Source organism: Micromonospora sp. LOL_013 (assembly GCF_048060315.1).
GTDB lineage: Bacteria > Actinomycetota > Actinomycetes > Mycobacteriales > Micromonosporaceae > Micromonospora_E.
This window is the reverse complement of sequence record NZ_JBHMIQ010000011.1, coordinates 47,044-61,328: the sequence shown is the minus strand read 5'-3', so window position 1 is coordinate 61,328 and position 14,285 is coordinate 47,044. Positions and strand designations below refer to the sequence as shown.

General features: G+C 71.2%; 12 protein-coding genes and 1 pseudogene. 5 read left to right on the top strand and 8 right to left on the bottom strand.

The genetic code is table 11. From position 1 onward, the window contains the following. Complete coding sequence (gene rpsR / locus ACFHWS_RS09540; protein ID WP_091551811.1) at nucleotides 1–240, top strand: 30S ribosomal protein S18; 240 nt, start codon at nucleotides 1–3, stop codon at nucleotides 238–240. Between the two features lie 14 nt (nucleotides 241–254). Continuing rightward, the gene (gene rplI / locus ACFHWS_RS09535; protein WP_416550864.1) at nucleotides 255–704 is read left to right on the top strand and encodes a 50S ribosomal protein L9; all 450 of its coding nucleotides are present in this window, start codon (nucleotides 255–257) and stop codon (nucleotides 702–704) included. A 72-nt stretch (nucleotides 705–776) separates the two neighbouring features. Here rplI and ACFHWS_RS09530 read toward each other — a convergent pair whose 3' ends face one another. Beyond that, the gene (locus ACFHWS_RS09530; RefSeq protein ID WP_416551097.1) at nucleotides 777–1,955 is read right to left on the bottom strand and encodes a hypothetical protein; all 1,179 of its coding nucleotides are present in this window, start codon (nucleotides 1,953–1,955) and stop codon (nucleotides 777–779) included. Nucleotides 1,956–2,107: 152 nt separating this feature from the next. After that, nucleotides 2,108–4,072 (bottom strand): hypothetical protein, encoded by a 1,965-nt coding sequence (locus ACFHWS_RS09525; RefSeq protein ID WP_416568039.1) that lies wholly within the window; start codon nucleotides 4,070–4,072, stop codon nucleotides 2,108–2,110. Nucleotides 4,073–4,503: 431 nt separating this feature from the next. Between ACFHWS_RS09525 and dnaB the strand changes: the two genes are divergently transcribed. Then, complete coding sequence (gene dnaB, locus ACFHWS_RS09520; protein WP_416568038.1) at nucleotides 4,504–6,846, top strand: replicative DNA helicase; 2,343 nt, start codon at nucleotides 4,504–4,506, stop codon at nucleotides 6,844–6,846. 84 nt (nucleotides 6,847–6,930) lie between these two features. On the opposite strand, the gene ACFHWS_RS09515 is transcribed toward dnaB, so the two are convergent. The 6 genes and pseudogenes from ACFHWS_RS09515 to ACFHWS_RS09490 all read right to left on the bottom strand — a co-directional run bounded on the left by ACFHWS_RS09515 (nucleotide 6,931) and on the right by ACFHWS_RS09490 (nucleotide 12,791). Continuing rightward, a complete protein-coding gene (locus tag ACFHWS_RS09515) occupies nucleotides 6,931–7,299 on the bottom strand; it encodes a zf-TFIIB domain-containing protein (protein ID WP_416568037.1) in 369 nt (122 codons plus the stop codon). A 25-nt stretch (nucleotides 7,300–7,324) separates the two neighbouring features. Then, complete coding sequence (locus tag ACFHWS_RS09510; protein ID WP_416568036.1) at nucleotides 7,325–7,951, bottom strand: phosphoribosyltransferase; 627 nt, start codon at nucleotides 7,949–7,951, stop codon at nucleotides 7,325–7,327. A 76-nt stretch (nucleotides 7,952–8,027) separates the two neighbouring features. Continuing rightward, nucleotides 8,028–8,399 (bottom strand): fluoride efflux transporter FluC, encoded by a 372-nt coding sequence (locus ACFHWS_RS09505; protein ID WP_416550859.1) that lies wholly within the window; start codon nucleotides 8,397–8,399, stop codon nucleotides 8,028–8,030. Between the two features lie 37 nt (nucleotides 8,400–8,436). Further along, nucleotides 8,437–8,862, bottom strand: coding sequence for a fluoride efflux transporter FluC (locus ACFHWS_RS09500; protein ID WP_416550858.1), 426 nt, complete (start codon nucleotides 8,860–8,862; stop codon nucleotides 8,437–8,439). Then, a pseudogene (locus tag ACFHWS_RS09495) lies at nucleotides 8,859–10,342 on the bottom strand (glycosyltransferase 87 family protein). Before ACFHWS_RS09495 ends, ACFHWS_RS09500 begins: the two are co-directional and overlap by 4 nt. Continuing rightward, nucleotides 10,257–12,791, bottom strand: coding sequence for a putative bifunctional diguanylate cyclase/phosphodiesterase (locus ACFHWS_RS09490; RefSeq protein ID WP_416568035.1), 2,535 nt, complete (start codon nucleotides 12,789–12,791; stop codon nucleotides 10,257–10,259). Before ACFHWS_RS09490 ends, ACFHWS_RS09495 begins: the two are co-directional and overlap by 86 nt. A gap of 482 nt (nucleotides 12,792–13,273) precedes the next feature. Between ACFHWS_RS09490 and moaC the strand changes: the two genes are divergently transcribed. Together moaC and ACFHWS_RS09480 are read left to right on the top strand one after the other, a co-directional pair. Continuing rightward, a complete protein-coding gene (gene moaC / locus ACFHWS_RS09485) occupies nucleotides 13,274–13,765 on the top strand; it encodes a cyclic pyranopterin monophosphate synthase MoaC (RefSeq protein WP_416550855.1) in 492 nt (163 codons plus the stop codon). After that, a complete protein-coding gene (locus ACFHWS_RS09480) occupies nucleotides 13,738–14,244 on the top strand; it encodes a MogA/MoaB family molybdenum cofactor biosynthesis protein (protein WP_416551096.1) in 507 nt (168 codons plus the stop codon). Before moaC ends, ACFHWS_RS09480 begins: the two co-directional genes overlap by 28 nt. The last annotated feature ends 41 nt before the right edge of the window (nucleotides 14,245–14,285 follow it).

The window sequence follows — 14,285 nt, the reverse complement described above, 5'->3', positions numbered from 1 at the left end:
ATGGCCAAGGCTGCGGCACTTCGCAAGCCGAAGAAGAAGGTGAACCCGCTCGACAAGGACGGGATCACCTACATCGACTACAAGGACACCGCACTGCTGCGCAAGTTCATCTCCGACCGGGGCAAGATCCGTGCCCGGCGGGTGACCGGGGTGACCTCCCAGCAGCAGCGACAGATCGCCCGCGCGGTCAAGAACGCCCGCGAGATGGCGCTCCTGCCGTACACCACGACGGCCCGCTGAGCGGAGGCACCGATATGAAGATCATTCTCACGCAGGAGGTGTCTGGGCTCGGTTCCCCCGGGGACATCGTCGAGGTGAAGGACGGCTACGGCCGTAACTACCTGCTGCCCCAAGGGTTCGCGATCTCCTGGACCAAGGGTGCCGAGAAGCAGGTCACCTCGATCAAGCGGGCCCGTTCCGCCCGGGAGATCCGCGACCTCGGGCACGCCAACGAGGTCAAGGGTCAGCTGGAGAGCCTGAAGGTCACCCTGACCGCTCGGGCCGGCGAAGGCGGTCGACTGTTCGGCTCGGTCACCCCGGCCGAGGTCGTTGACGCCGTCCGTACCGCCGGCGGTCCGGCCCTGGACCGGCGGCGGCTGGAGCTGCCCGGCCACATCAAGTCGGTCGGTACCTACCCGGTGAAGGTCAAGCTGCACCCGGACGTCACCGCCAGGTTCGACCTCAGTGTGCTGCAGGCCAGGTAGCTTCCGGCAACCACTGCGAGCGAGACATCCGGCTCAGGGGCCGCACCAGACGGTGTGGCCCCTGAACCATGCTCAGCGCAGAATGCTGGAGACGACGACCGGCTCCCCGGACCCGAGGTAGAAGATGCCCGGGTAGCCGGCGGTGGCGAAGCCGTGACTGGTGTTGCGGCGCAGCACCGAATCGGTCAGTTCGAGGGTGCCAGACCGGTCGTTGCTGACAAAGAAGATGGCCCCGCCACCTTCCCGCGCCTCGTTGTCGGCGATGACGGTGCCGGCGATCGAGACGGTGAACCGGTTGCCGTCGGTGTAGATCGCCCCACCGCTACCGCCGCCCGGAGTGCCGGGCTTGGCTGGATTCGCACCGTAGCCGGTTGCCGAGTTGTGCGTCAGTACGCTGTTCAGCACGATCCATGAGACACCGATGCTGCTCAACGCACCGCCGTTGGCACACACTCCGCCGTCGCCGGGTGCCCCTCCGAAGGTGCTCTGCACCACGTACACCGGCTGGTCCTGCCACTGGTCCAGCACCCGGATCGCCGCGCCTGCGAGATCCGGTCCGGTCGGGTCGCACCGGTTACCGACGAATCGGGAGTTGACCACCCGGAACTGGCCGCCCCGGACGAAGATCGCGCCACCGCCGCCACCGTCGACCTGCTCACCGGTGGAATCGCCGTCGGCAAAGGTCAGGTTCTGCACGACCAGTTCGGGATGGTCCTGATCATTGCAGTGTGAGGTCGTCCAGCCCTGCGCCTGGTCGCAGGTGTTCATGTACAGAATTCGTCGTTGCCCGGCGCCGCTGAGGGTGACCAGCCCGCCGCCGTCCAGCACCACCTGCCGACTGGCCGCGTTACGGACCTTCGCCGTCCGGTCCATCGTGATCACCACCGGTTCCGGCCCGCAGGCGAAGGTGATGATCCCGCCGGCTGCGACCGCCGCGACGACCGCCTGGGAGGTGCAGCTGGCCGGCGTACCGTCGCCGATCGTGCGGGTTGGCCGGCTGGTGTCCACCGCGCGGGCCCGCGCCGGCACCTGGGCTCGTCCATCGGGGTTGCCGGTCGCCGTCGTCCGGTCGGGAGCCTCCGACGGCACCGGGGCCGCGCCCAGCCCGGCCGCGCCGGACGGTGGTGGTGTGCCGTCCGACGGGACAGCGGCCGGCGTGGTGGTAGCGGACGACGCCCCAGGCTGCGCTTTGGTGGGAGGCGGACCGGCACCGACCGCCGAGCCGTCGCCGGCCGCGCCGCACCCGGTCACCAGCCCGGTCACCAGCCCGGCGAGAAGCGGCCCGGCCACGGTCAGGTTGATCCTCCAGCTGCGGCTGAACACTGGTCGATCCTAGGAGCGTGGCACCCGCGACGAACAGCGCGAACTGTCGGGGATCCGGGGCCCGCCCGGTAGGTCCGGCGTCAACCGATCGGCTGGCCGGTGATGGCGCTGGTGAGCACGGTCGACATGCCGCCGCCGATCACCGCCGACGCCAGGCCGACACTCGAGGCGCGCCACGTGCCGCTGACCCACCTGATCGACACCGCCAGGACCAGCGAGATCATCAGCGCGTACGCGAAGTCCGGCGCGGCGGCCAGCAGCGAGTTGATCGCCTGCGCCCGAGCGGAGAGGCAGCCGCCGTCCACCCCGAGAACGCAGTCGGTGGTCGCCGGGGTGCCGTCCAGGGTGAGGCTCCAGATCAGAAACGCCACCACCGGCAGGGCGTACCAGGCGGCCGTGTACAGCAGCGATGACAGGTAGCCGCCCTGGTCGGCGTCGATCAGTTCGTCGTCGATCCGGTACGTCAGCCGACGCTGCGACGGCGGCTCGTACCTCGGCCGTGGTCGTTGCTCGGGCAGCACCCGGGAGCGGGGCGCGCTCGGCAGGGCGATCGGTGACCGGGGTGCCGAAGCCGGCGTCTCCACCCACCTGGGGTCGTCTTCCGCCAGCCGGGTCCCCGACCAGAAGGTACCTTCCCGGCCTGGCTCGACCTGTGGCCACGGATCGACCGGCGGAAGGATATCGGCGTCGACGTCGCCGACCTCGGCCGCGCGCCTCTTGCGCGCCCCGGTGCGGCTACCGGCCGGCCAGCTCTCCGGGTCGTCGCCCCGGTGCCACTGATCGGTCTGGTCGCCGATTTCGCGCCAACTGTCGACCGGTTTCGGGCGGTACGCCCTGCGGCTGAGCTCCCCGGCCCGGCCGGTGGGCGGCTGCGCCGGGCCGGCACCGATCGCCCGCGGCGAGGACGCGGTACGCGGCCAGGTGCCGGTCTCGTCGGTGAACTCGCGCCGGGGCGGTTCGATCTCGCGACGGGCGGGCCGGTCCCATCGCCCGGCCTGGTCCTCCTCCCGCGACCACCCGCCGGTGCGCTCGCTGGCCCGGGACCACTCGCTGGTGTAGTCGGCGCCCCGGGACCATTCGCTGGTGTGGTCCGTCGCGCTGGACCATCCACTGGTGGGGTCGGAACGCCTCGGCCACTCGCCGGTGTGGTCCGATCCACCGGACCACCCGCTGGTGGGCTCGTCGTCGCGTAGCCACTGCGCCGCGTGGTCGTCGTCGAGCCGACGCCGGATGTTGTCGCGGTCGCGCCGTCGGCGGCCGGGACGGTCGGAGTCGGACGGCGGGCCGGTACGACGGGACGACCGACGACTGCGACCGTCGTACCCCTCCAGGTCACCGGGGTCACCTGGATCACTGGGCGATGCCGACCACCGCGCCGACGCGGTCGACCAGGTAGCGGGTGGCGTAGTGGCTGGACCGCCCGGGTCGAGCGGACCGGCACCCGACACCGGCCCGTATCGGCTATCGGGCGACTCACGCCGCCAGCCCGCTGGATCGCCGGACACCGGGCTGCCGGAGATCGGGTTCCCGGACACCGGGCTGCCGGAGATCGGACCGCCGGAGATCGGGTCCTCGGCCGCGCGGCGCCGGCCCGGTGCCCGCCGGGGCCGGTCCCAGGCAGGGGCGTCCATCTCAGGCCCGGCCGCTGGCAGCGCCGGCCGGCCACGGGACCGGCGGGTCCGTACCGGCTGCTCGGGGATCTGCCACGATTCGTCGCGGTGCCGCCCGGCCCGGCTGGCCGGCGGATCCCGGTGGACCGGCTCACCCGCTGGCGGCGTCGGGCCGGCGGGCAGCGCCCACCGGCCCGACGCCGGGCTGCCCCAGTCTGCCTGGTGCTGGGCACCGTCGCGCTGGTCCTCGTCGCGGCCGCGTCGGTCCTCGTAGCGGCGCCGGCCGCGGGGCGCCGCGTCATCCTCGGCCGGGTCGTAGCGCCGTGACCGACGAGAGCGTGGTGCCGGGTCGGCGTCGGTGTCGTCGGGCCACCGGGCAGCCGACCGCCGCTCGCGTGGAGGGCGGTCGCCGTACTCCCAGTCCCGGTAGTCCACCGCCGGAGCCTCGCCCCTTCGCTATCGAGCCGTGATCGGCTGGGCCGGCGAATCAGTTCCCGCCCGATAGTAGCCGGTGGCCAGGTGGGCAGCCCGGTGCAGATTTTTGTCCACCGGCTGTGGATCGCAAAGTCCCAGCTCAGCGGGCATCTCCTCGAGGTGGCGGCAAGTTTTCCACAGGCTGTGCACAAGGTTGTGCACAGCCTGGGCCCTCCTGTCCACAGCTTGTCCAGAGGTTCATCCACCGCCGTGTTTGGGCATGCCGCCGCAAGTCCGTATCGTTTCCCGGAGCCCTCCCACGCCGATGCGACGTCCCCTGGTCGCCCGGTCCCTGGTGGGTCCGACCGCAGGTCGTCGACGACGCACGAGCAGACGATGTCGTACCCGCGCAGTTGACTCGCGGCAGTGATGTAGTGAAGGGGGGTGCCCGGATGTCCATCACGGACGACCTGCAGACCGAGCCCCGGCCACCGGCCCGCCCGTCCGGTCCACCCGGCCCGCCGGCCAAGCCACCCGGTCCACCCACCGGCGGTGAGCCCTTCGACCGCACGCCACCCCAGGACGTCGCCGCCGAACAGTGCGTCCTCGGCGGAATGCTGCTCTCCAAGGACGCCATCGCCGACGTCGTGGAGATCCTCAAACCGAACGACTTCTACCGCCCGATCCACGCCACGGTCTTCGACGCGGTGCTGGACCTGTACGGGCGAGGCGAGCCGGCGGACGCGATCACCGTCTCCGCCGCGCTCGCCAACTCAGGTGACCTGGGCCGGATCGGCGGCGCGCCGTACCTGCACACCCTGATCGCGAGCGTGCCCACCGCGGCCAACGCCTCCTACTACGCCAGGATCGTGGCCGAGCGCGCGGTGCTGCGCCGCATCGTCGAGGCCGGCACCAAGATCGTGCAGCTCGGGTACGGTTCCGCCGCCGGCGGTGGCCGGGACATCGACGACGTCGTCGACCTCGCCCAGCAGGCGGTGTACGACGTCACGGAACGGCGGGTGAGCGAAGACTTCGCGGTCCTGGCCGACATGCTGCAGCCGACTCTCGACGAGATCGAGGCGGTCGGTGCCCAGGCCGGCATGATGACCGGAGTGCCCACCGGGTTCACCGACCTGGACCGGTTGCTCAACGGGCTGCACCCCGGGCAGTTGATCATCGTCGCCGGCCGGCCCGGCCTCGGCAAGGCGCTGGCGCTGGACACTCCGCTGCCCACCCCGACCGGCTGGACCACCATGGGTGAGGTCGCGGTGGGTGACCGACTACTCGACGCCGCCGGTCGACCTACCACGGTCGTCGGCACCTCTGCCGTCCTGCTCGGCGGACGGTCCTACCAGGTCGAGTTCTCCGACGGCTCGGCCATCGTCGCCGACGGTGACCATCTCTGGCAGGTGACACACCGGCCCGCCGTGCCGGTACCGGCAGCGGCCGCCGCGGCGCTGGCCGCTGTCACCCCGGCACCGGTCTCGGCCGATCCGGTCCTGGCCGGCCGATCCCGGCCAGGACCGGATCGGTCCGCACCTGCACGGGCCACCCAGGTACTGACCACCGAGGAGATCCTGGACCTGCTCGACCGGTCACCTGCGGAGCATCCCGAGGTCACCGTCGCGAACTGCCGTGCCCTGGCGCTGCCCGACCGCGACGACCTGCCGGTGCCGCCGTACCAGTTGGGGGTCGATCTTGCCGGTGGTGACCCGGCTGCCGACCACCGCCAGGTCGACCGGCGGATCCCCGACGCGTACCTGCGGAGTTCCGAGCGGCAGCGGCGGGCGCTGCTGACCGGTCTGTTGGACACCGCCGGCACCCGCAACCCGGGCGGGCTGGACGAGTACCGGACCAACTCGCGTTCGATGGTCGAGGCGGTACGCGAGTTGGTGGCGAGCCTCGGTCTGCACTGCACGGTGTCCGTGGCCACCGTCCAGGGCCGGATGACCTCGCCATCCACCGTCTACACGGTGAGCATCCAGACCGACGACGAGCAGCAGCGAGGAATCACCTCGGTCCGACCGGTCCGCAGCGTGCCGGTGCGCTGTGTCACCGTGGACAACGCCGACCACCTGTATCTCGCCGGTCGGACGATGATCCCGACGCACAACTCGACCGCGTCGATGGACTTCGCCCGCAACGCGGCGATCCGGGCCGGTCACGCCAGCGCGATCTTCTCGCTGGAGATGAGCAAGGTGGAGATTGTCATGCGGCTGCTCTCCGCCGAGGCGAAGGTGCCGTTGCATGTCCTGCGCTCCGGCCAGCTCTCCGACGACGACTGGACGAAGCTGGCCCGGCGGATGGGCGAGATCAGTGAGGCGCCGCTCTTCGTCGACGACACGCCGAACATGAACTTGATGGAGATCAGAGCCAAGGCGCGGCGGCTACGGCAGCGGCACGACCTGAAGATGATCGTCGTCGACTACCTGCAGCTGATGACCTCACCGAAACGCACCGAGAGCCGTCAGCAGGAGGTCGCGGACCTGTCCCGTGGGCTCAAGCTGCTGGCCAAGGAGGTCGAGTGCCCGGTGATCGCGGTCAGCCAGCTGAACCGTGGCCCTGAGCAGCGTACCGACAAGCGGCCGCAATTGTCCGATTTGCGCGAGTCGGGGTCGATCGAGCAGGACGCGGACGTGGTCATTCTGTTGCACCGAGATGACTACTACGACAAGGAGTCGCCTCGGGCGGGCGAGGCGGACTTCATCGTCGCCAAGCACCGGAACGGGCCGACCGACACGGTGACCGTCGCCGCGCAACTGCACCTATCCCGGTTCGTCGACATGGCGATCTGAGCCACCATGCCGGGACGGCCGCCCGATTCCAACGGCGCGGCGGCCCGGACCAGCGCAGCGTTCCGGACCGCCGGGGGCACAGGCTCAGTCGAACAGCTGGTTGAGGAAGCTCTTCTGCCGCTTGTGCCGGTAGTGCCCGTGGTAGCCGTGGTGCCCGTAGGCGGCCGCCGGCGGGTAGGCCGGGGCCGGCGGCGGGTAGCCGGGCTGGTGGTGCGTCGGCGGGGGTGGCGGAGGCGGCGGGTATCCGCCGGCCGGGCTCGGTGCCGGGCGGGGCGGTTGACCGGGCTGCTGGCCGCCGGCACCACCGTTCCAGGCTGCCTCCGCGTCCAGCAGGCGCTCCAGCTCGCCCCGGTCGAGAAAAATGCCGCGACACTCGGTGCACTGGTCGACGGTGATCCCACTGCGCTCGTACTGCCGCATGGCGCCGTGACACTTGGGACAGTTCATCTGCATGACTTGACGGTACCGGCTGGGATCCTCACCTGCCGACCGGCAACGCGGTGACCTCGTCGTCGGACACCTGGTGGAAATCCTGGTAGTGACAACCGACGGCGCGAAAGTCCGTTGGCCGCAGCGGGCAGACGACCTCGTCGACCACGTCTTGAAGCGTGCCGATCGCCTCGGCCGAGCCGACCGGCACCGCCAGCACCACTCGGTCCGCACCGAGGCTTCGACTCACCGTGACCGCTGCCCGGGCCGACGCGCCGGTGGCCAGCCCGTCGTCGACCAGAACGGCGGTCCGGCCGCGCAGGTCCAGCGGCGGCCGGTCGCCCCGGAACAGCCGCTCGCGGCGGCGCAACTCGGTGGTCTCCGCGGTGGTGATCCGGGCGATCTGTCCCGGGTCGAGCTGGTCGGCGATCTCCGGGTTCAGCACCCGCACCCCGCCCGGCCCGATCGCGCCGAAGGCGACCTCGGACGCCGACGGCAGACCGAGTTTGCGGATGACCAGCACGTCGTACGCTACGTCGAGCTGGTCGGCGACCACCGCCGCGACCGGTGCTCCGCCCCGCAACAGTCCAAGGACGACGACGTCCGGTCGCCCCCGCAACTGCGCCAACTGCCCGGCCAACTGCTCCCCGGCGTCGCGGCGGTCCCGGTAATCCATCTCCATGTCCTCAAGGTGTACGCCGTTTCCCGCCCGCCCGCCGCCCGGTCGGCGGATTCCACACCGACGGTCGCGGTCACCCTGCCAGGATGTCGCCGGCCAGGCGGCCGACCAGCAGCGCGGCGAATCCGGCCAGCAGGGTGCCGGTGGCGTAGCCGGCGGCCGTCCAGCGATCCCGCGCGGAGCCGCCGGCCAGCTGGACCACCTCGTAGGCGAAGGTCGAGTACGTGGTCAGCGCGCCGCAGAAGCCGGTGGCGAGTAGCCGGGCCAGCCAGCCGGCACCGGTCAGTCCGGCACCGGCGAGTACGCCGATCAGCGCGGCCCCGGCCAGGTTGACCAGGAAGGTGCCCCAGAAGCTGGGCTGACCGAGCCCCACCACGACCCGGTCGGTGAGGTAACGAACCAGCGCGCCGACCGCCCCGCCACACATCACCAGGAGCAGACTCATCCCGTACCTCCCGAATGTTCCGGATGATCGGGGCGGGTCACCGGACCCGCCGCGCGATCCGGTCGGCGAGCGGCCGGGCCGCCGCGCCGCCGAGCCAGACCGCGACCAGCGCGCCCGCCAGGGTGCCGAGCGCGTAGCCTGCGGCCAGCCAGGGCCGTCCGGCGGTGAGCAAGTCGGCGACCTCCAGAGTCTGGACCGAGAAGGTGGTGAAGCCGCCGAGTACGCCGGCACCGAGGAACGGCCGGAGCAGCAGGTGCGGGTGAGGCACGGCGGTGACCACCCGCATCAGGACACCGATCAACGCACATCCGACGAGATTGGTGACCAGGGTCGGCCAGGGCAGCCCAACCTCGGCCGGGCCCGGCCAGCTGGCGGCGATGCCGTAGCGGGCGGCCGCTCCGGCCGCGCCGCCGACAGCCACCGCGGCGAGGACCGCCGGTGCCGCCGACCCCCGGGGGATCACCGGTCGGGCCCGTACGCCGGCACCAGCCCGTCACGGTCCGGCGCGAACGCCTGCGCCGGCACCTCGGCGACCCGGAGCACAGGGATCCAGCTGAACAGGGCGACCGGGTAGAGCAGGTAGCCGAACCGGGTCGACGGCAGCAGCAGCGTCGCCGCCAACAGGCCGAGGCCGCAGATCAGGGCCGCGGCGGCCGGCGGACCAGCCGTACCGCGATGGTGAACCCGGCGAGCAGCAGCAACCCGCTGGCGACGATCCGTCCGCCGGGCATCCAGGTGGCGATCAGCATGCCGGGCAGCGGCGAGGCCGCCGGGCTGGGGACCATGCCGGCACCGAGTGGGAAGCCGAGCACGTTGTGGATCAGCGCGGCGTGGTCGACCACTGCCACCGGCAGCAGGGCGAGCAGCGGCAGAGTGATCCCACCGGCCGCGACCCGGCCTACGGCCCGTCGACTACCGGTGGCGGCGTGGCAGAGCAGCACCAGCAGGACCGGCCAGGCGAACAGCTTGAGCGCGGCGGCCGCGCCGATGGCCGCCCCGGCTGCCGCGTACCGGCCGCCGGCGCAGAGCACCAGGGCGAGCAGGGCGAGAGCCAGCACCGGAAGGTCGTCGCCACCGGTGCTCATGGCCAGCGCGGCGATCGGCAGTACGGTGCTGAGCTGAGCGGCGCGCACGATTACCCGATCGCCGGACGGGCCGGCCCGGCGGCGCGCCAGAGTGAGGGCCGCGGCCAGGGCGGCGAGGGTGGCGACGGCGAACCAAACCCGGGCGTCGGTCCACCAACCGGTGCCGGCCAGCGCCCGGGGCAGCCCGAAGATCGCCATCCCGGGCTGGTACGGCAGGTATCCGAGTAGCCGTTCGTCCGCCGGCAGCGCCGCGATCTGCTGTTCGGACAGGTACGGGCTGCCGTCGGCGAGCAGCCGGGAGGCACCGCCATCGTCGACCACAACCACCTCTTCCTGGGCCCGGTCGGTGCGGCCATCGGCCCGCTGCTCGGCCTGCAGGACCAGGGGCACCGCGACCACCGCCGCCCAGGTGGCTCCGGTAAGCCACGCGCGGGCGACGCCGCCGGTCAGCCGCAGCCGCTGGCGGGCCGCGGCGTGCCGGACGACGAGTTGGCCGACCACGACGAGGGCCGCGGCCGCGTAGCCGACAACCGCGACGGCCCCCCAGGCTCGGTGCGGGGCGAGCGTGGAGGCGACCGCGGTGACCGCCGCGAAGACTGCGGAGAGCAGATAGAGGGCCAGGTCGCCGCCGAGGCCGTCGGCGCTTCGGTCCAGTTGCACCCAGCGGCGGGTGGCGACGGCTCGCCACCGCCGGGCCGGGCCAGCCGGGCGGCGCTGGCGAGCTGCGGGTCCGGCCGCCGTGACGGTCACGCCGGCAAGTCTGACAGAACGGTCAGGCCGGCAGGTGCGGTACCTTCTCGTTCCGTTGCCGCTGGCCGGCGCGGCGGGTGTGGTCGATGCGGACGACGGCGCCTGCATCGTGCAGTGGACTGGCCAGGCTGCCGGGGCGGCCGTCGGACCCGCACTGTAGCGCGGTGAGCAGCCGGTGGGCCGGCATCGGCCGGGCGAACAGGTGTCCCTGACCAGCGGTGCAGCCGATCGTCCACAACGCGCGGCGCTGTGGCTCGCTCTCCACGCCCTCGGCGACGACGGCCAGGCCGAGGCTGCGGCCGAGGTCGACGGTCGACCGGATGACGGCGGCCGATTCGGAGGAGGCCTCCATGCTCATCACGAATGAACGGGCGATCTTGAGCTCGTGCACCGGAACCCGGGACAGCATGGACAGCGACGAGTAGCCGGTGCCGAACTCGTCCATGGCGAGCCGTACCCCGGCGTCACGTAGCTGGCCGAGCACCTGGTCGACCACTTCGAGTTGGCTGAGGGTGAGGGTCTCGGTCAGCTCCAGGATGAGCCGCTCGGGCGGGACGTCGTGGGCCTGCAAGCGGGCCAGTACGGCACCGGGGAACCGCCGGTCGAGCAGGCTGCGCGGGGACAGGTTGACCGCGACCGGCAGAACGAAGCCGGATTCGTGCCAGGTGGCGGCGGCGATCAGGGACTGCTCCAGGACCGCGTCGGCGAACGCGGGGAGCAGACCGGAGCGCTCGACGGTTTCCAGGAAGCGCTTCGGGTCGAGACGGCCCCGGTCGGGGTGCTGCCAGCGGGCGAGCGCCTCTGCGGCGATCACCTCCCCGGTGCCGAGGTCGACGATCGGTTGGAAGTCGACGTTGAACTCGTGCTGGGCGACCGCGCGACGCAGGTTTCCGCCGAGCGCCAGCCGGCCGACGTCGGCGGTGTCCCGGCTGCGGGCGTAGACGGCGGTCCGGCCGCCGGATCGCTTCGCCTGGTACATCGCCACGTCGGCGCGGCGCAGCAGTTCGGCCATTCCGCCGCTGCCCGGTGCGACGGCGATGCCGCCACTGGCTTCGACGTTGATCCGCATGCCGTCAAGTTCCATCGGTTCACAGATCGCGGTGAGTAGCGCGTCCGCGCGGTGCGCGGCGATCGCGGGAGCCGGCAGCGTGGTCAGCAGTACGGCGAACTCGTCGCCGCCGAGCCGGGCCACCAGGTCACCAGGCTGCACGTTCGCGGACAGTCGCCGGGCGACCTGGATCAGCACCTTGTCGCCGGCGCCGTGGCCGAGCGTGTCGTTGATCTCCTTGAAGTGATTGAGGTCGACGAGGAGCAGCGCGGTGATCCCGCAGGTGCGCCGTCGGCCGAGCAGTTCGGAGCCGTGCTCCATCAGCCGGCGCCGGTTCGCCAGCCCGGTCAGTTCGTCCTGTGCGGCCTCGCGGGCGTGCCGTTCGGCGTCCTGGTTCAGCTGCCGGTAGAGCGAGGCGTTGCGGACCGCCGTGCACAGTGCGGACGCGAAGGTAAGCAGCGTGTAGTGCTCCCGGTCGGAGAACTTGACCGGGCCGGTCAGGCAGAGCCGCAGGGTGCCGACACTTAGGGTGCTGCCCGGACCGGCGAGCGGTACGGCGATCACGGTCCGCATGTGCGGGGTGGGGGCGCTGCCGGTGGGGCCGTCGTACTGCACACCGTCGCTGTTGCCTTGAACCAGCCGGGCAGGTTCGTTGAGTTCGATCTCGACCCGGTCGGTGGAGAACAGGTCGGCGGCCTGCACCACCGCGATGGACAGCACCGCGTCGAGGTCGACGACGTTGAGCGCGTCGGTGGCCCGGGCGAGCCGCTGCCAGGCCTGCTGGTCGTCGCGGGCCCTGGCATGTCCGGCGTAGGCCAGGTGGATGCAGAGCACTACGGGCGGAATCGTTACCAGTAGCCACTGGTCCGCCTTGAGGATCAGCAGGATGGCGACGATCAGCGGGAACCGGATCACCGCGCTGGAGAGCCGGAGTCCGAGGTTGTGCCGGAAGATGGCGCACAGTCCGGTTCCGGTGTCGCGGGCGATGACCGGGATGGTGAGCACCTCGTCGAGCACGACCGCTACGACATAGGCGGTGACGAGTGGACCGAAGAACGCCGTGCTGTAGATCGCCAGCTCCGGATCCCAGTTCGGCGTGTGCAGGACGGCACCAGCGGCGGCGGCGACGAGCATGTTCTTCGCGACGGCGAAGGTCGCCTTTATCCGGGCCATCCGTTGCACGATCATCGCGAGGCCGACGCCCAGGCCGGTGCAGAGCACCACCAGGGTGGCGGGTGCCACCGCGAGTCCGACCAGGATGGCGACTTCACTCCAGGCGATGGCGTGGGCCGTCGACCGGATACGGACGAACCATTTGACGGTGACCCCGACCGCGGCGAGGAAGACCAAGGCGGCGACGAGCGCCAATTCGTCGGCAGTGCTGACCAGCGACCCGGCGACGAGGTAGAGCGACGAGACGCCGACGGCCACCGCACAAACGGCGACGAGACCGACGAGCAGCACCAGCTGCCGATCGGTCTCGTTGTCGTGTCGAACCGTGCGGGTCACATCTGTTCCTGATCTTGTTGCGCTGCGTGGCCCGCAGAACTACTGCTCGTCATCGGTAGACGACAGTATCAGTACCATTCGTTGCTGCGCATGGTCTTCCCCTCCACTCGATTGGGCAGTTGATGCTGCCGGCTCTTGCTGACAGGAGAATCATAGAGTTGCGATATGCCACTTGCATACGGATAAATGTCCATATGCGCATGATTAGTCAAGATGGCGGCGGTTCGTCACCCTTGGTTATTGATCGCCGACGGAATGCATTCGAACAGTTCGTTCATAACCTTATGAATTCCTTAGGCGTGCACGATTTGGGGGCTGTAGTGGGTATCCGCGAAGGTGATCCGAGAAGTGCGGGTCGGTGGAGAAGCGGAAGGTGACATCCGGGCCGGCAGGTCGCCGGTACGGCCGGCCTGATGCCAACTCTGCCGCCAACCGTGGCGGTCGAGCCAGGGCCGACTGGTTTGCCCGATAGGCTCGTTCAGGTGACCGAGGTGCCGAACCTGACCCATGTCGATGAAACGGGCGCTGCGCGGATGGTCGACGTCACCGCCAAGCCGCCGACCGTCCGCCGCGCCGTGGCAGCGGGACGACTGCGTACCACCGGCGAGGTCGTCGAGTTGCTGCGCCGCGACGGTCTGCCCAAGGGCGACGCACTGGCCGTCGCCCGGATCGCCGGCATCATGGGTGCCAAGCGCACCCCCGACCTGGTCCCGCTGTGCCATCCGATCGCGCTGCACGGTGTGGTCGTCGACCTGGCGCTGACCGCAGACTCCATCGAGATCACCGCCACGGTGCGGACCGCTGACCGGACCGGGGTCGAGATGGAGGCCCTCACCTCGGTCGCCACCGCCGGGCTGACCCTGATCGACATGATCAAGGCGGTCGACCCGGCTGCGTCGCTGGACGACGTCCGGGTGCTGTCCAAGGAAGGCGGCAAGACCGGCGACTGGCACCGTCCGGCGGACCGGTCGTGAGCCCGTACGCCCGGGTGGTGGTCGCCTCCAACCGCGCCGCCGCCGGCGTCTACTCCGACACCAGCGGTCCGCTGCTGGTGTCCGGCCTGCGTGACCTCGGCTGCCGGGTCGACGACCCGTTGGTCGTCGCCGACGGCGAACCGGTCACGCAGGCGCTGCGCCGGGCGGTCGCCGACGGGGTCCAGCTGGTCGTCACCAGCGGCGGTACCGGGATCACCCCTACCGACCGCACCCCGGAGGCGACCCGCTCGGTGCTCGACTACGAGATCCCGGGGATCGCCGAGGCGATCCGGGCGGTCAGCCGGTCGGCGGTGCCGACCGCTGCGCTGTCCCGGGGCATCGCCGGGGTGGCCGGTCGTACGTTGATCGTCAACCTGCCCGGCTCCACCGGCGGTGCCCGCGACGGACTGGCTGTGCTCGGGCCGATCCTGCGCCACGCGCTCGACCAACTGGCCGGCGGCGACCACCCCCGCGCCTGACACCACCGCACCCCGGCCGCACACCTGGCCGGCGGATAGGC

Bases quoted from the DNA above. Each gene is read 5' to 3' on its own strand.
- rpsR (WP_091551811.1), top strand. From the start codon at position 1: ATGGCCAAGGCTGCGGCACTTCGCAAGCCGAAGAAGAAGGTGAACCCG.
- ACFHWS_RS09515 (WP_416568037.1), bottom strand. From the start codon at position 7,299: ATGCAGATGAACTGTCCCAAGTGTCACGGCGCCATGCGGCAGTACGAG.
- dnaB (WP_416568038.1), top strand. From the start codon at position 4,504: ATGTCCATCACGGACGACCTGCAGACCGAGCCCCGGCCACCGGCCCGC.
- ACFHWS_RS09510 (WP_416568036.1), bottom strand. From the start codon at position 7,951: ATGGATTACCGGGACCGCCGCGACGCCGGGGAGCAGTTGGCCGGGCAG.
- rplI (WP_416550864.1), top strand. From the start codon at position 255: ATGAAGATCATTCTCACGCAGGAGGTGTCTGGGCTCGGTTCCCCCGGG.
- ACFHWS_RS09505 (WP_416550859.1), bottom strand. From the start codon at position 8,399: ATGAGTCTGCTCCTGGTGATGTGTGGCGGGGCGGTCGGCGCGCTGGTT.